Source organism: Methylocapsa sp. S129 (genome assembly GCF_009765995.1).
GTDB lineage: Bacteria > Pseudomonadota > Alphaproteobacteria > Rhizobiales > Beijerinckiaceae > Roseiarcus.
The window spans coordinates 68,885-84,360 of sequence record NZ_LMUI01000041.1; the positions used below are offsets into that span (position 1 = coordinate 68,885).

12 protein-coding genes are annotated in these 15,476 nt (G+C 64.3%); 7 read left to right on the forward strand and 5 right to left on the reverse strand.

The annotated features are described in order from the left end of the window. Nucleotides 1-144 precede the first annotated feature (144 nt). Nucleotides 145-1,341, forward strand: a complete 1,197-nt coding sequence (locus GSQ90_RS20550; RefSeq protein ID WP_158816768.1) for a cupin domain-containing protein — start codon at nucleotides 145-147, stop codon at nucleotides 1,339-1,341. Nucleotides 1,342-1,532: 191 nt separating this feature from the next. Here the strand turns inward: GSQ90_RS20550 and GSQ90_RS20555 are convergent, their stop codons facing one another. Further along, entirely contained in the window at nucleotides 1,533-2,444 is a 912-nt protein-coding gene (locus tag GSQ90_RS20555; RefSeq protein ID WP_158816769.1) for a LysR substrate-binding domain-containing protein, read from the reverse strand. 116 nt (nucleotides 2,445-2,560) lie between these two features. On the opposite strand from GSQ90_RS20555, the gene phnX reads away from it, so the two are divergent. From phnX to GSQ90_RS20570, 3 genes are read left to right on the forward strand one after another with little or no spacing between them, the layout of a single operon-like run. After that, nucleotides 2,561-3,409 carry a phosphonoacetaldehyde hydrolase gene (phnX, locus tag GSQ90_RS20560; RefSeq protein WP_158816770.1) on the forward strand — a complete coding sequence of 283 codons (849 nt, stop codon included), beginning with the start codon at nucleotides 2,561-2,563 and terminating at the stop codon, nucleotides 3,407-3,409. Continuing rightward, a complete protein-coding gene (gene psrA / locus GSQ90_RS20565) occupies nucleotides 3,406-4,521 on the forward strand; it encodes an iron-containing alcohol dehydrogenase PsrA (protein WP_158816771.1) in 1,116 nt (371 codons plus the stop codon). Before phnX ends, psrA begins: the two co-directional genes overlap by 4 nt. Before the next feature lie 26 nt (nucleotides 4,522-4,547). Beyond that, nucleotides 4,548-5,987, forward strand: a complete 1,440-nt coding sequence (locus GSQ90_RS20570) for an MFS transporter (protein ID WP_158816772.1) — start codon at nucleotides 4,548-4,550, stop codon at nucleotides 5,985-5,987. Between the two features lie 143 nt (nucleotides 5,988-6,130). Here GSQ90_RS20570 and GSQ90_RS20575 read toward each other — a convergent pair whose 3' ends face one another. Next, nucleotides 6,131-9,652 (reverse strand): PAS domain-containing hybrid sensor histidine kinase/response regulator, encoded by a 3,522-nt coding sequence (locus tag GSQ90_RS20575; protein ID WP_158816773.1) that lies wholly within the window; start codon nucleotides 9,650-9,652, stop codon nucleotides 6,131-6,133. Between the two features lie 477 nt (nucleotides 9,653-10,129). Between GSQ90_RS20575 and GSQ90_RS20580 the strand changes: the two genes are divergently transcribed. Both GSQ90_RS20580 and GSQ90_RS20585 read left to right on the forward strand, forming a co-directional pair. Further along, nucleotides 10,130-10,525 carry a cupin domain-containing protein gene (locus tag GSQ90_RS20580; protein WP_158816774.1) on the forward strand — a complete coding sequence of 132 codons (396 nt, stop codon included), beginning with the start codon at nucleotides 10,130-10,132 and terminating at the stop codon, nucleotides 10,523-10,525. Nucleotides 10,526-10,674: 149 nt separating this feature from the next. Further along, nucleotides 10,675-11,481 carry a transglutaminase family protein gene (locus GSQ90_RS20585; protein ID WP_158816775.1) on the forward strand — a complete coding sequence of 269 codons (807 nt, stop codon included), beginning with the start codon at nucleotides 10,675-10,677 and terminating at the stop codon, nucleotides 11,479-11,481. Between the two features lie 84 nt (nucleotides 11,482-11,565). Here GSQ90_RS20585 and GSQ90_RS20590 read toward each other — a convergent pair whose 3' ends face one another. Next, the gene (locus GSQ90_RS20590; protein WP_158816776.1) at nucleotides 11,566-12,048 is read right to left on the reverse strand and encodes an Lrp/AsnC family transcriptional regulator; all 483 of its coding nucleotides are present in this window, start codon (nucleotides 12,046-12,048) and stop codon (nucleotides 11,566-11,568) included. A 280-nt stretch (nucleotides 12,049-12,328) separates the two neighbouring features. Here GSQ90_RS20590 and GSQ90_RS20595 point away from each other — a divergent pair, with 280 nt between their 5' ends. After that, entirely contained in the window at nucleotides 12,329-13,237 is a 909-nt protein-coding gene (locus GSQ90_RS20595) for a DMT family transporter (protein ID WP_158816777.1), read from the forward strand. Nucleotides 13,238-13,292: 55 nt separating this feature from the next. On the opposite strand, the gene GSQ90_RS20600 is transcribed toward GSQ90_RS20595, so the two are convergent. Together GSQ90_RS20600 and GSQ90_RS20605 are read right to left on the reverse strand one after the other, a co-directional pair. Continuing rightward, nucleotides 13,293-14,756: a YncE family protein gene (locus tag GSQ90_RS20600; protein ID WP_158816778.1), complete on the reverse strand. Its 1,464-nt coding sequence runs from the start codon at nucleotides 14,754-14,756 to the stop codon at nucleotides 13,293-13,295. After that, complete coding sequence (locus GSQ90_RS20605) at nucleotides 14,756-15,193, reverse strand: DUF305 domain-containing protein (protein ID WP_158816779.1); 438 nt, start codon at nucleotides 15,191-15,193, stop codon at nucleotides 14,756-14,758. The genes GSQ90_RS20600 and GSQ90_RS20605 overlap by 1 nt, the downstream gene beginning before the upstream one ends. Nucleotides 15,194-15,476: the final 283 nt, after the last annotated feature.

The window sequence follows — 15,476 nt, forward strand, 5'->3', positions numbered from 1 at the left end:
GAGCTCAGAGATGCGGCGGAACTCAATTTAATGTCATGACCGATCGTCAGGTTCTTCTGGTTCTCGGCCTCTCCCGGGGATAAAATTACGACGCCTAGGCTTCAACGAGCCATTAAGGCTTGCGCTCTTTGGGAGGACAATCGGATGGATAGCAGCAGGCGCGCCTTCTTGGGTACTGCGGCGTTTGGCGCGAGCAGCCTGGCCGCGCTCAGCGGCGTCGCGTTGGCGGAGACTGCGAAACCGGACGCCGGAAATCCGGGCGACGGCGGCTTCGGGCGCCAAGTTCGGCAGCTTCCGCCTGGCCAGACTGTCGCGTATCATGATCCCAAGGACGTGGGCGAGATGCCCGAGTTCACGCGGTCGCTCGACGGCTCAAAGCCGAAGGTGACTTCGGGCGGATGGGCGAAGGAGTCGACGGAACATCAGCTCCCGATCATGACGGGTCTGGCCGGCGTTCACATGTTCCTGGACCCTGGCGGCTCGCGCGAATTGCACTGGCATGCGATCGCGGCGGAATGGGCTTTCGTGATCGGCGGCCGTTGCCAGACGGTCGTTCTTGATCCATCGGGGCAAACCGAGATCAATAATTTCGAGCCGGGCGATCTTTGGTATTTCCCCAAGGGTCATGGACATTCGATCCAAACGATCGGCGACGAGCCGTGCCATTTCATTTTGTCGTTCGACAATGGCTCGTTCTCCGAACACGGAACATTCTCGATTACCGATTGGTTCGATGTCACGCCCAAGGACATTCTGGCGAGGAATTTCGGGATAACGAAGGAACTCTTCGACGCCTTCCCCAAAGGCGAGACCTATATTCAGTCGGGCCCGATGCTCCCGGTGGCAAAGGCGATCGATGCGCCGTGGCCGAGAGAATCGACTCACAAATTCAGCTTGCTCAAAGACGTGAGGTCGCGGCGCGATTTCGAGGGCGGCACGTTCAATCTGGCCACCGTCGACGAGTGGCCGGCATCGAAAACCATGTCCGGCGGCCTGATGGTCATCAAGCCCGGCAAGATGAAAGAATTGCATTGGAACCCCAATGCGAATGAGTTCCATTTCTTTCTGAGGGGCAAGGGCCAGGTCGCGATGTTTGGATCGGGCGGCCGAGGCAAGGTGGCCGACGTCAAAGCCGGCGATTCCGCGTATATACCGGCTGGTTACGGGCACGCCATTGTCAACACCGGCGAGGAGGATCTGGAGGTCGTGCAGACCTGGGACTCCGGCAAATTCGAGGAAATCACGCTCAAACATTGGGTCGAGACGTCGCCAAAATATCTGCTTTCGAACAATATGGCGGGCGTCCCCGAGGCAACCCTGGACAAGATGCAGCGGGCTTGATCGGCTCCAGCAGGTTGCCGATCGCGCAATGATCCAAGACAAGCCCATGTTTCCGGGCGCCTTGGGCCGCCGTCGGGCATTGTCTCTTTGTCCCGCTGCAACCTGCGGCGAATGAGTGATTGCGAAGCCGTTGTTGCGTCGTAAGAACGGCTCCGCTTAGGGCGCTTAGGGCTTTTGAAATAGCGAGATTCTTACGGAAAATCGCTCGTCGCTCTGCGAACATCGGGCGCATGCTCCGCGGGTCGGATACGCTCGACCGCATCGAGGAAAGCCGCAATGGTTCGGCTTCGACGCCGTTCACGCAGGCAGCAGACGTGAATGTGAGTCGCGACCGGATCGCCCTCGATCCTCAACGGCCTGAGCCTCTCGTCAGGGACATATTCAGACATGGACACCGTTCCGACGCCGAGTTCACGCGCCACTCCCTCCCGTACGGCTTCCCGGCTGCCGACCTCCATGGCGACATTGGGAACCAGGCCGAGCCGTGCAAAGCCGCCCTCCAGCGCGCGGCGCGTCGTCGAGCCCGACTCGCGCATCAGCAGCCGCTCCTTGGCGAGCGCTTCGAGCGAGAGGGATGTGGACCCCGCGAGACGATGGTTCCGGTGCACGAAGGCGATGACCGGATAGGTCGCGTAAGGGCGCATGTGATAGCGCTCATCCGCCACGCTCTTGGCCAGAATGCCGACCTCGCAGGCGTAATCGTCGATGTCCTGCAACACGGTCTCCGAATTGCCGAGCTTCATCGAGAGGTGAACGTCCGGGAAAGTCTTGTGAAAGGCCTCGATCATCTCGATCACATGATAGGGGCTCACCGCGCCGAGCCTCAGGGAGCCGCGGCGTAGCGCGCCGCTGTCTTCAAGCAGCAACCGGGCGTCGTCTTCGAGACTGACCATCCGCCGGGCGATCTGCAGGAACTCGACGCCGACATCGGTCAGCTCGATCCGCCGCCCCCGGCGATGGAACAGCTCGACCCCATGCTCTTCTTCGAGCGCCTGGATCTGCGTCGTCAGCGTGGTCTGGCTGCTGCGAAGCGCGTGCGCCGCGGCGGTAAAGCCGTTGTAGCGCGCCACGGCGAGCAATGCGCGAAGCTGCACCAAGGTCATTTTGCATCGCCATTCATCGTAAATTCCGTTCAATCTATCGATAGAACACGGTTCTTACGATGACAAGAGCGTCATGAACCGTCGCTAGGGTCGAGAAATCCAATAGCGAAAGGGCAATGACCTTGAAGAACGCTCCCCAATCCCCCTCCTACCAGCCCTATCGCGGCCCCGTGACGACCGCGATTTTCGATTGGGCAGGCACGATCATCGACTTCGGCTGCATCGCCCCGGTCGAGGCCTTCCGCAAAGCCTTCGCGCAGCGCGAGGTTGAAATCACCGACGCGGAGGCGCGGCTGCCCATGGGCGTGGCCAAGCGCGAGCATATCGAGCGCATCCTCGAAATCCCCGAGGTCCAGGCACGCTGGCGCGCGCGGACCGGCGCACCGTCAAACGATGATGACGTGGCGGTTCTCTATCGCGCGTTCTTGGAGATCGATCGCGTCAGCGTCGGCCGCTACTCCGATCTCATTCCCGGCGCGCTCGAAACGATCGCAGCGCTGCGCGCCCGCGGCGTCGCGATCGGCAGCACGACCGGTTATCCGCGCGAGGTGATGACCACGCTGCGGCCGGTCGTCGAGGCCCGCGGCTACCAACCCGATCACGTCTGCACGGTCAGCGACGTGGCGCGCGGGCGGCCGTGGCCTGACATGGTGCTGGTCAATGCGCTGGCGCTTGGCGCGCCCGACATGCGCGGCTGCGTGGTGGTCGACGACAGCCCGAGCGGGCTTGCTTCGGCGCGGGCCGCGGGCATGTGGGCGGTCGGCGTCACGGCCAGCGGCAATGAAGTCGGGCTTTCCCTCGCCGATTGGGCGGCCCTGACGCCCGAAGCGCAGGCCGCGCGGCTCGTTCCAGGGCGACGGCGGCAATTGGACGCCGGCGCGCATTACACGATCGACAGCATCGCGGAGCTGCTGCCCGTGATCGACGCGATCGAGATCCGTTTGACGAAAGGAGACGCGCTATGACGTCCTGGACCTTCCGCAACCCTGTCCGCATCACGTTCGGCCTCGACGCTCTGAACGAGATTGGGACATTGGTGGCCGGCCGCGGTTATCTCCTGGTCACCCACCCGGACGCGCCGTTCAAGCCTCTCAGCGCCCAGGTGGCGCGACTGGCCGGTCCCCCTCTCGCGATGATCGACGGCATCGAACCGAACCCTTCCCTCGCCATGCTGCGGAACGTCTGCGCCAAGGTGCAGGCCCTGCCGAAACAGCCCGAGGTTCTGGTGGCGCTCGGCGGCGGTTCGGTCATCGACTCGACGAAATTCCTGGCCGTCGGTCATGGGGAATGGGCGCCGGTCGTCCGCTATCTCGAGACTGGGATCGCCGACAGTCGGCGGGCGCTGCCGTTTATCGCCGTCCCGACGACGGCCGGAACAGGCAGCGACGTCACCCGGTGGGCGACGATCTGGGATCCCGAAAAGCAGCGCAAACTATCGCTGGCGCGCGACGATCTCTATGCCGAGGCGGCGCTGGTCGACCCTGGACTGACCGCGAGCCTGCCTTGGCCGACGAGCCTTGCGAGCGGCCTCGACGCCCTGTCGCACGCTCTCGAGAGCATCTGGAACCGCAACGCCAATCCGATAACGCGGGGGTTCGCCACCCTGGCCGCCCGCGACATTATGGAGGGGCTCAAGCGGCTCTCGGCCGGCCGCGACAATCTCGACGCCCGCCGCCAACTAGCGCTGGGTGCGTTGCGCGCTGGCCTCGCCTTCTCGAACACGCAGACCGCGCTCGCTCACAACATCTCCTACGCCCTCACCCTTGAGCGGGGCGTGACGCACGGCATCGCCTGCTCGTTCTGCCTGCCGGAGGTGATGAAAGCGGCGCTCGGCGTCGATCCGGCCTGCGACGCGGCGCTCGCGGATATTTTCGGAGACGCCGCCCAGGCGCCGGCCGCGCTCCGGTCATTCCTCGATGCGCTCGGGGTGTCGCCGAGCCCCGGCGACTACGGCCTGAGCGAGTCGCAGTGGAATCGCATCGTCGTCGACGCGTTCGACGGTCCGCGTGGCCGGAACTTCATCAGTTCGCTCGATCGCTTCCCGCTTCGCGCACGTCCACCCGCAACCGCCGCCTGACGCAACCTGCTCAAGAGGAACATCCCATGTCTTCAGAGACCGTCATCCAGACCGATGCGCTCGCGCGCCTCGACAACATGCCATGGACGCGTTTCCACACGACCATGACGCTTGCGCTCGGCGTCGGCTGGGCCCTCGACTCCTTCGAAACGAACATGATCGGCAGCATGTTCGGAATCATCAAAGCGCAATGGCGCCTGTCGTCCCTGCAAAGCTCCCTGGCCGTGACGGTCTGGCTGTGCGGCATGCTGATCGGCGCCATCGCGTTCGGCTACCTCGCCGATCGCTTTGGCCGAAAGCGCCTGTTTCTAGGCACGCTCGTCTGGTACGTCGTGTTCAGCGTGGGGACGGTTTTTTCGTGGAACTATGAGTCATTCCTGTTCTTCCGCATCATGACCGCTCTGGCGGTCGGCGGCGAATATTCCGCCGTTACGGCCGCCATGGGCGAACTGGTTCCAAAATCGCACCGCGGCCGCACCGATACGTTCATCCTGTCCGGATTTCCGCTTGGGGCCCTGTTGTCGGCCGGCGCCTCGTGGCTGCTGATCGCCTATCTGCCGGCCGAGCTCTCCTGGCGCATCGGCTTCGGGCTTGGCGCGGCGCTCGCCATCATCTTCGTCTGGGTGCGCCGCGTCGTTCCCGAATCGCCGCGCTGGCTGCTGCAGCAGGGGCGGATCGCCGAGGTCGAGACCATCGTCGAACGCATCGCCGAAAAAGCGCGTCAGGAGGGTCATTCCACGCAGGCCGATCGACGCTACCAGGCCGTCGCCTTCGCGCCGGAACGCCCCGATTTCTTGGGGAACCTGCGCGACCTCTTCGGCCAATACCGTTGGCGGTGCGCCCTTGCGAGCGCCTTCAACTTTTCGCAAGCGACCGTCGTCTATGGCGTACTGGTCCTGATGGGGCTCGTCGTCCTCCCCTATCTCAAAGTGCCGGCGAGCGACGTGCCGATCTACTATCTCTTCGGCAATGTCGCCGCTCTTCTCGGCGGGCTCGCCGCCGCCCACACCATCGAGGCCTGGGGCCGTCGCAGATCGCTGTTGGCGAGCTATAGCCTGGCGGTCCTCGCGATCCTGCCGCTCTGCGCGTTGACCAACCTGCCGGTTGCAGTTGTGAGCTATTGCATGATCCAGTTCGGCGTCACCTGGGCCTACATCTCGGCCTATGTCGTCTCATCGGAGGTTTTGCCGACGCGAATCCGCGCAACCGGCCTCGGCGTCTCGGTCGCCGTGGGGCGCGCCGGCGCCATGATCGCCCCGTTCCTGCTGACCTCCGCCTATCAGTTCACGGGGACCCCCGTGTTGGCTCTGATTGTCCTCATGGCGCTCGCGCTTCCTGGTCCGATCGCGGCGGCCCTTTGGTGGCGCAACGGGCTGGAAACGCGAAACGTCTCGCTTGAAGAGGGCAGCGCGGAGACTGTGCGCCTCAGCAAAACGGGGAAATTTGAGGAAGCGCTCGCTCTCTAAGCGTCTAAAAGCGCCGGATCGTCTCCTGGAGCAGCGTCTCGCGACGCTGCTCCTTCGCGTCACGCGAAGCCGGCTCAGAGAATCCGAAAGTTTGTTCAGGTCATCGCGGCCCGCTAACCTCTCAAGCCCTCCTTGCCCCTCCCCTACTCCGCCGCCAGCCGCATCGTCTTGCAGCGCATCAGCAGCGCGCGCAGTTGCGCCGGCTTCAACGGCTTGTGGAGAATGGAAATGCGCGCGCGCAGCGCAGCCTGGCGCACTTCGGGGCTGCGGTCAGCGGTGGCGAGGATGGCGGGAATAGCGCCAAAGGTCGCGCGCAGCGCGCCGATCGCCGCAATGCCGTCGCCATCGTCAAGGTGATAATCGGCGATGATGATTTCGGGGGCGGCCCCAAACGCGCGCATCGCCATCGGCGCGTCCGTCATGCCCGCGGCGGTGGCGACGCGGCAGCCCCATTTCTCCAGCAAGACGCGCATGCCCTCGACCACGCGCGGCTCATTGTCGATGGCGAGCACGAGAAGATCGTTCAGCGGCTCGCGCGCCCGCGCCAGATCCTCGGCGGCCTGCCCCTCTCTGGCTCCCGCCGCCGCGCCAAGCGGCGCCGTCACGCTGAACAGCGAACCGGCGCCGCTTTTCGAACGAAGGGCGACCTCATGCCCGAGCACCCGCCCGAGGCGCTGCACGATGGACAGACCAAGGCCCAATCCCGGCGCCACCTTGGCGCCTTGATCGAGCCGCTGGAATTCCTCGAACACGATCTTTTGCTTGGTCTGCGGAATGCCCATGCCAGTGTCCCAGACCTCGATGCGCAGCGCGTCGCCGCGGCGCCGGCATCCGACCAGCACCTTGCCGCGCGGCGTATATTTGATGCCGTTGGAGACGAGATTGCGCAAAAGGCGCCGCAGCAGGCGGCGGTCCGACCGCACGTTGAGCGAGCAGGCGACGAAGGTCAGTTTCAGGCCTTTGGCGCGCGCCATAGGCGCAAATTCAATTTCGAGCTGCGCGAGAATTTCGCCGATCGGCGAATCGGAAATTTCCGGCCGCGTCGCGCCGGCGTCGAGGCGCGAAATGTCAAGCAAGGCGCTGAGGATTTCCTCCACCGCTTCCAGCGAGGCGTCGACATTGCGCGCCAGGCCCGCCTGTTCGTCCGCCTTGCCGGCGCCGGCCGCTTCGTTCAGCGCACTCGAATAAAGACGCGCCGCATTGAGCGGCTGCAGAATGTCGTGGCTGGCCGCCGCCAGAAACCGCGTCTTGGAGGCATTGGCCTCGTCCGCTTCGGTCTTGGCCAGCGCCAGTTCGCCATTGAGGCGCTCCAGCTCCTCGGTGCGCTCGCGCACGCGCCGCTCCAACCGTTCGTTGGCCGCGGCCAGCGTTTCCTCGGCCTCGACGTTTTGCGTCACGTCGGTATAGGTCGTGACGATACCCCCGTCCGGCAGGCGCGCCGAGCGGATTTCGATGACGCGCATCGAAGGATGCAGACGCAGACGCAAGGGCTCCTGCTCGTTGAGCTGGCTCTCGATGCGCTCGGCGACAAAGTCGTCGGCCGAGCCGGCCCCATAGGCGCCGCGCTCGGCGTTGAAGCGCACGATCTCGTCGAGGCCGACGCCGACCCGCATCAGCGAGGCCGGCAATTCGAAGAGATCGCAGAATTCCCGATTCCAGCAGGTCAACGCGAGATTGCGATCGAACACCGTGATGCCCTGACGCGCGTGATCGAGCGCATGCTGCAACAGATCGCGATTGGACTGGATCGCCGAGGAGGCGTCATCGATCAGTTTCAGCGCCGATTTGCCTGACATCGCGCGCCGGCGAAACAACAGCGACATGACAAGGCGCGCCGACGAGCCGCCGATCGCCGAGGCCAGCAGATGTTCGGCGTGGCGGATGAGATGGGCGTCGGCCTCGCTTGACGCCTCCAATGGCAGGCCGCGCTCGCCCATGAACGCCTCAAGCGCGTTTCTGGCGCGATCGGCGCCGAGATAACGCGCCACCGTCGCCTCAAGCTCGCCCGCCGTCGTCGACGCCCGCCATAGCCGGAAGGCGTGCGCTTTGGCGGTCGGCGCGCCGCCGACAAACACATTGGCCTGCACGCGCTCGATCGGATCGGCCTGGCGGGACAGCGAGAAGGCGACGAAAGCGGCGATGTTGACGCCAAGGCTCAAGGTCGCGCCATTGACCAACGGATTGGCCGTCCAGGCGAACAAAGCCGCCGGCCGCAACCAGGCGATGGCCAGCGGCCCATGTTCGAGGAAATCGGCGAAGGCGCCATTGAGTTCGAGCGAAGGCAGCAGCAGCGTATAGAACCAGATCAGCGACCCCGCGACGAGGCCCGCCATCGCGCCGCGCGCATTGGCGCGCCGCCAGAACAGGCCGCCCAGAAAGGCTGGCGCGATCTGCGCGACCGCGGCGAAAGACAGCAGGCCGAGCGAGGCGAGCGCCGCCTGGCTCGCCACACGGATATAGGCGTAGCCGAGGAACAGAACGACGAGAATGGCGCCGCGCCGCACGATCAGGACGAGCGATCCGATATCGCCCGCCGCATCGGCCCGCGCGCCGCGTCGGCGCAGCACCAGCGGCATGACGAGATCGTTCGACACATTGATCGACAGCGCGACGCTTTCGACCACCACCATCGCGATCGCCGCCGACAGGCCGCCGACCATAGTGAACAGAGCCAGGCCATGCGCGCCGGCGCTGAGCGGCAGGGCCAGCACCGTCAGGTCGCGATCGATCGTCCCATCGGCGAAGGTCGCCAGGCCCGCGATCGCCAGCGGCGCGACGAATAGATTGATGGCGACGAGATAGAGCGGAAATAGCCAGGCGGCGGTCTTGATGTCGCGCGCATCGCGATTTTCGACGATCGTCACATGGAACTGGCGCGGCAGCAGCAGGATCGCCAGCGCCGACAGCAAAGTGGTGACGATCCAGGCGGCCGCGTCGGGCGGATTCTTCATGACGGCGGCGATTGGCGGCTCGGCCTGCGCGATGCGGGCGAGATCGCTAAGGCCGCCGAACATGCCCCAGACGACAAAGGCGCCGACCGCCAGAAACGCCACCAGCTTGACCAGCGACTCGGCAGCGATCGCCAGGATCAGCCCGTCCTGATGTTCGGTCGGATCGATGCGGCGCGTGCCGAACGCCATTGCGAAGGCGGCGAGCAGCAAGGCGATCGCAAGGACGAACAGCGAGGACGGAGCCGCGGGCGCAAGACGCCCCTGTTCGAACGAACCGACCAGCATCATCATCGTCTGCGCGATGGCTTTGAGCTGCAGTGCGATATAGGGCGCGGCGCCGATCACCGCGATGAGTGCGACCATCGCCGCGACATTCTGCGCCTTGCCGTAGCGGGCGGCGACGAAATCGGCGACCGAGGTGATGTTTTGCGCGCGCGCGAGCGCGGCGATGCGCGCGACGAGCCTTTGGCCAAAACCGATGACGAGAACCGGGCCGATATAGATCGGCAGGAAATCGAGCCCATGCGCCGAAGCGATGCCGACCGAGCCATAATAGGTCCAGGTCGTGCAATAGACGGCGAGACTGAGCGAATAGATCAGCGGGCGCCCGCGCGCGATGATGCGCCGCCCACCCTTGTCGCCCCACCAGGCGACAAGGAATAAAGCGCAGATATAGCCGATCGCCGTGACGATGACGCTCATGCCGTCCAACATGGATGCGGGCGCTCTCCCAATGCAGGCCGAAGGGCTTCGAGCGCCATCTTAGGGGCGCCGGGGCGTCGCGTCACGCAGGGGGGCGTCGTTCAATAGACATGAGACGGCCAAGTGGCGAAATTATCCATTATTTGCATGGCGGAGCGGAGCGCGAGAGGAATTCGAACTCAAGGACGCGCCGAAGGCGCGCCGCCGTTGCTGACAAGTTTACGCAGTCAGCAAGCTGACTGCTATGGGCGGTCGCCTGAAAAGCGATCCTTGAGTTCGAATTCCTCTCGCGCATAATCGCCTCCATGCAATCAATGGACAGGCGGCGCTGACACCAGCGCCGAGTCTCATGTGCGTTCGAGCTGGGATACCTGAACGGCCTCGCACCCCTTGAGCCGCACCGGCGGCATCGCTTAATTGGATGCGGATCGCCTTGACGACGGGCATTCGATCAGGATGGATTGCCGCCTCAAAAATCGGGAGGATTCCATGCTGACTCGTCGCGGTTTCGTCGGCTGCGCGCTTTGCGCGGTCACAGGATTTATGGCTACCGGCGCTTCGGCGCAGACGCCGGGCCTCAAGCGGTTCATGCTCAGCCAGATCGACGGTCCGGTCGAAGGCTATGTCACCGTCACCGTTCGCATCGAAATCGAGGCGAGCGCGCTGGTCGCGCGCCACACCCATCCCGGCGTCGAGGCGACCTATCTCATCGAAGGCGCGAGCGAGCTTAGCGTCGATGGTCAGGCGCCGCGCCAGCTCCAGCCGGGCGATGCGTTTCAGATCCCGGCCAATATTCCGCACAGTGCGAAGAACGGCCCGGCCAAGTCGATTCTCGTTGGGACCTATATCGTCGAGAAAGGCAAGCCGCTCGCTTCGCCCGCCTGACGGGATTCGCCACCGGGCGCGGCGGCGCAGTCAGGCCGATTAGCTATCCCAGCCTTTATGCCCTAGGCTTGCCCGCGCTCTCGCGCCTTCCGCCGATTGCATCGTTTCCAAACCCGGGAGCGCGACGTCGCCCGCTCCGAGGTTTCTGGATGCTGATCCGTTATGGCTATGAAATCACCCTGAACTGCGCGCAGCCGACCGCGCTGGTCTGCCTGCTGTCGGTGCATGACGATCACGACGAGGCCATTCGCGTCGCCGAACGGGTGTTCACGACGCCGATTATTCCCACGACGACCTATCGCGATCTTTTCGGCAACCAGTGCCGGCGTCTCGTTGCGCCCGCCCGCGATCTGACGCTCTGGGGCGATGCGACGATCGAAGTCGACGGCAAACCCAATGCGGCGTTTCCCGAGGCTAAGGAAATTCCCGTCGCCGACCTGCCCGACGAATGCCTCGTCTATCTCATGGGTAGCCGTTATTGCGAGACAGACAAGCTGAGCCAGGCGGCATGGGACATGTTCGGCGCGCTCGCGCCGGGATGGAGCCGCGTGCAGGCGGTTTGCGATTTCGTGCACGGCCACATCAAGTTCGACTATCTGCAGGCGCGCTCAACCCGAACGGCGTTCGAAGCGTTCAACGAGCGCATCGGCGTGTGCCGCGACTTCGCCCATCTCGCGCTCACTCTATGCCGCTGCCTCAATATTCCGGCGCGCTATGTCAACGGGCATCTGGGCGATATCGGCGTGCCTGTCGTCGACCCAATGGATTTCAGCGCCTGGATCGAAGTGTACCTTGGCGGCGCGTGGCGCACCTTCGATCCGCGCAACAATATTCCGCGCATCGGCCGGATCGTCGTCGCGCGCGGGCGCGACGCGGCCGATATTCCGCTGATCAATTCCTTCGGACCGCATCTTCTGAAATCGTTTCGCGTCTGGACGTATGAGGTTGATGCGTAGCGGATGCAGCCAAGGCGCGGTCGTTGACCGCGCTCATCGCCGACGCGTTTTCCCTGCGGAACGGGACGCGATCAGCGATCGCGTCTACAAGCGCCCTTCCGCGCGCGCCATCGGCGGCAAGCGCCGCTTGACGGGCGAAGACTGGATGATCGAGGTGTTGGTCATCGCATAGGGGATCACCTGGTCGATCAGCTTCTCCAGCTCTTCGACGGATGCGACATGGGCGCGCGCGATGAAGCAATCCTCGCCGGTGATGCGATCGCATTCGACGATCTGCGGCAGCGCGCGGAGAAGTTCGGCGACCTCTTGCAATTGCCCGGGCACTGGCCTGATGCGCAGCCAGGCCGCGATCGGCAGACCCAGCGCCTTCGGGTTGATCGTCGCCGAATAGCCTTCGATCACGCCCGATTCCTCCAGACGCCGGATCCGCTCCGACACGCTCGGCGGCGACAGTCCGACGAGGCGCGCAAGATCGGCGACGCTGACGCGGGCGTCCTTGACCAAGGCGTCCAGGATGCGAATGTCGACCGCATCGATGGCGCCGTTTTCATATCGAAGGCGTTTCATCGGATATTCCTCTGATCGATCGAAATTAATCGTTCCTATCATTCTAAGTGCTATAGAATAAGGCGCTTACGGCTTTCATAATGAAATGGAAGATAGTCGGAAATTCTGATTTTGGCCTCTCCCCGTCATGGCCGGGCTTGTCCCGGCCATCCACGCCGTGATGCCGAGACCAACCCGAAAGGTTTTTGCAACGGCGCCGCGTGGATGGCCGGGACAAGCCCGGCCATGACGGGGGAATGGCGTTTCGTCGCCACAATGAGAATTGCAGGAGGAGAGCCGCATGCCGCCATCGAAACTGACATTCACCAGCGCCGCCCATGCCGCGCCGCCGCAGGCCTGGTTCGCGGTCAGCGCGGTCTTCCATTATCTCGGCCCCTCCTTCGCCGTGCTGCTTTTTCCGGCCGTCGGCGTCACCGGCGTCGCCTGGATGCGGATCGCCTCGGCGGCGGCGATCTTTGCGCCATGGACCAAGCCGTGGCGCACGATCCGGCAAGCGGACGCCAGAACGCGGCTGTTGCTGATCGGCCTTGGCGCATGCCTCGCCGTTATGAACACGTCGTTCTATCTCGCACTCGACCGGCTGCCGATGAGCCTGGTGGCGGCGATGGAATTCATCGGCACGATCGGCGTCGCGCTCTACGCGCTGCGCACGGCGCGCAATTTCGCGGCGCTCGCGCTCGCGGTGCTTGGCGTGTTTCTGCTGATCGACGTCAAATGGTCGAACGATCCCGTCGGGCTGTTCTGGGCGTTTCTCAACGGCGCGCTATTCGTCGGCTATATCGTGCTCGGCCACGAGATTTCGGAAGGCGGCGCGAGCGGCGGCGTCGAGCGGCTTGGCGCGGCGATGGCCATCGCGTTCCTGTTCATCATGCCGATCGGCTTCATCCAGGCCGTCAAGGCGTTCGGCGCGCCGCAACTGGTGCTGGCGGGCATTGGCGTCGGCGTATGCTCCTCCGTCATCCCTTACGTGTGCGATCAGCTCGCGATGTCGCGCATGCCCCGCGCGAGTTTCGCGCTGATGCTCGCGCTGCTGCCGGCGACCGCGACGCTGATCGGCATCGTCGTGCTCGCGCAAATGCCCAGCTTGCGCGACAGCGTCGGCGTGCTGCTGGTGATGGCCGGCGTCGCCATCCACAAGCCGGCGGCGCTGCGGGCGCCCGCTCCAGAGATGGAAATCGTCGCGACGTGAGAGCGCAGCGGACGAATGCTTCGCGCGCGCCTCGGGGTCCGCGGGGCGCTCCTGTCTAGGGAACCTGCACCTGCAACGGCTTGCCGGGACCAGCCGCGCCGCCCGGCGCGATGACGAGATAACGACGGGGCGCGTCCGCTCCGCCCTGGACGATCTGGCGGATCGGACCAATGGCGTTGACGATCGCCGAGCCGGCGGGATTGGTCATGAAGCTCGCCAGCGCCTCAAGCGCGCCGCCGCCGTCCGCGCGGCTGGATAGCGCAAGAACGTAAGGATGTTTGGGCTCAAGCCCGGTGACCGCGGCCTCCAGCACCTGCAGCAATCCCTGGTCGAAAAGCGTCACGCTGGTCGGCGCCTTGGCGCTGGCGGCATTGGCGCCGGGCGGCGCCATGGTGAAATGCGCGGCCTCGCCGGCAAGGCCGAGCGGCTGCAGCCCCTCCGTCCCCGCCCCTTCCGGCACGGCGTTCGGCACATAGACCACCGCCTGCGGCGCCTGGCCGATCGGCACGCTGGCGATCACTTTATTGGTCAACGTATCGATCGCGATCATCTTGTCGTCGTTCTCAAGACCGACATAGACGCGCGACCCGTCGCCCGAGGGCCAGATCCCGTGCGGCAGCTTGCCGACAGGAATCGTAGCGACCTTGGTGAAATCGTCGGTGCGAAACACCTGGACCTCGTTCAGGCCGCCGACCGTCACATAGGCGAACTGGCCCTGCGCATTGCGCACGATATTGACGTGATTGGTGATCGGACCGGTGTCGAGCGTCTTCAGCACGGAGAAAGGCGGACGCGCATCGAAGACTTGCGTCTTGCCGCTGTCCTTCAGCGTGAACCAGACTTGCGATCCATCCGGCGTCGCCGCGATATTGGGGCAGAACGGGCTGGCCTGCGCCGCCTTGCCGACGATCGCATGGTCGGCGACCGAGACAATATCGATCTCGGGATTGAAGGAGGAGCAGATGTAGCCGTATTGGCCGTCGGGCGAGAATATCTGCATCCCCGGCCCGTTGGGAACGACGATCCGCGTCTTCTCTTCATACGTGGCGCCATCCAGCACGGCGATGTAATTTTCGCCGCGGACGGTGACCCAAACCTCTTTGCCGTCGGGGGTGAAGAACGCTTCATGCGGCGAGCGGCCGACGTAAGTCGTATGTTTCACGGCATTGGTCGCAGTGTCGATGAAAGTGACGGAATTCGAGCCGATCGACACGACGGCGAGCGTGCGATGATCGGGCGAAAAGCCCATGCCATGCACCAGGACCTGCCCCTTGTAGAGCGGGCTGAAATTCATCGGCGAGGGATCGCCGAGACGGATCAGCCCCAGCAGCTTGTTATCAGCGGGATCGATGACCGACACCGTGTTGGAGAATTGCTCGGCCGCGTAGACGCGGTCGTGATGACTGACCGGAATGTCGGGCGCGGCAGCCGCCGTGGGCGCCTGGCCCGCCCATGCCGAGACGCCGTTCGCCAGAACGGCGCCGCTCAGCAGCATTGCGAGAAATAATCTGCGGGCCATCAAGGTTCCTTTTTCATGTTCATCATCGGCGCCGGCATCGGCCGCGCCGATAGATCCGCCGGCTGATCGGGCGCGGCGGTCGATGTAGGCAAGGGCTGACCGAGCGCCAGATGCATCGCGGCGATCTCCTGCTGTTGTTCGACGATGATCTCCTGCGCGATCCGCCTGAGCTGCTCATTGTGTCCGTGGCGCAACTCAGCCTGCGCCATGTCGATGGCGCCTTGATGATGGGGGATCATCATGGCGGCGAAATCATGATCGGCGTCGCCGGACGGCTTGATCGCCATGCTGGCCATCATCTTGTCCATCGCCGCCTGGTTCTCGGCGAGGAAGGGCGCTTCGGACGAAGGCGCGGCGTAGCCGCTCGTCAATGCGCCGAGGCCGAGGGCCAGACCCAAGGCGGCGAAGCGGCGCAATCCCCCCGCAGAACAACGCATCTCCACTCCTGTTTCATCGGCCTCGCCCAATATGGGAGACGCCGGAATCGGGCCGTATTTATGGCTCCGCACAATTTCACGCCGCGACCGGCGGCGCTCGAAATCAAAGCAACGTGAAGGCGCCCCGCGCGCGAATCTCTGCTAACGTAGCGCCGGGATGGCCGGGGGGCGATCGTGCGGATATTAGAACGTTTTTTCCGGCTCTTATGGCGTTAGCTGTTGGTATTGATTATTGTGCTCCTGATGATTCGGGAGGCGGGGGATGGAGAGCCATGAATTCCAG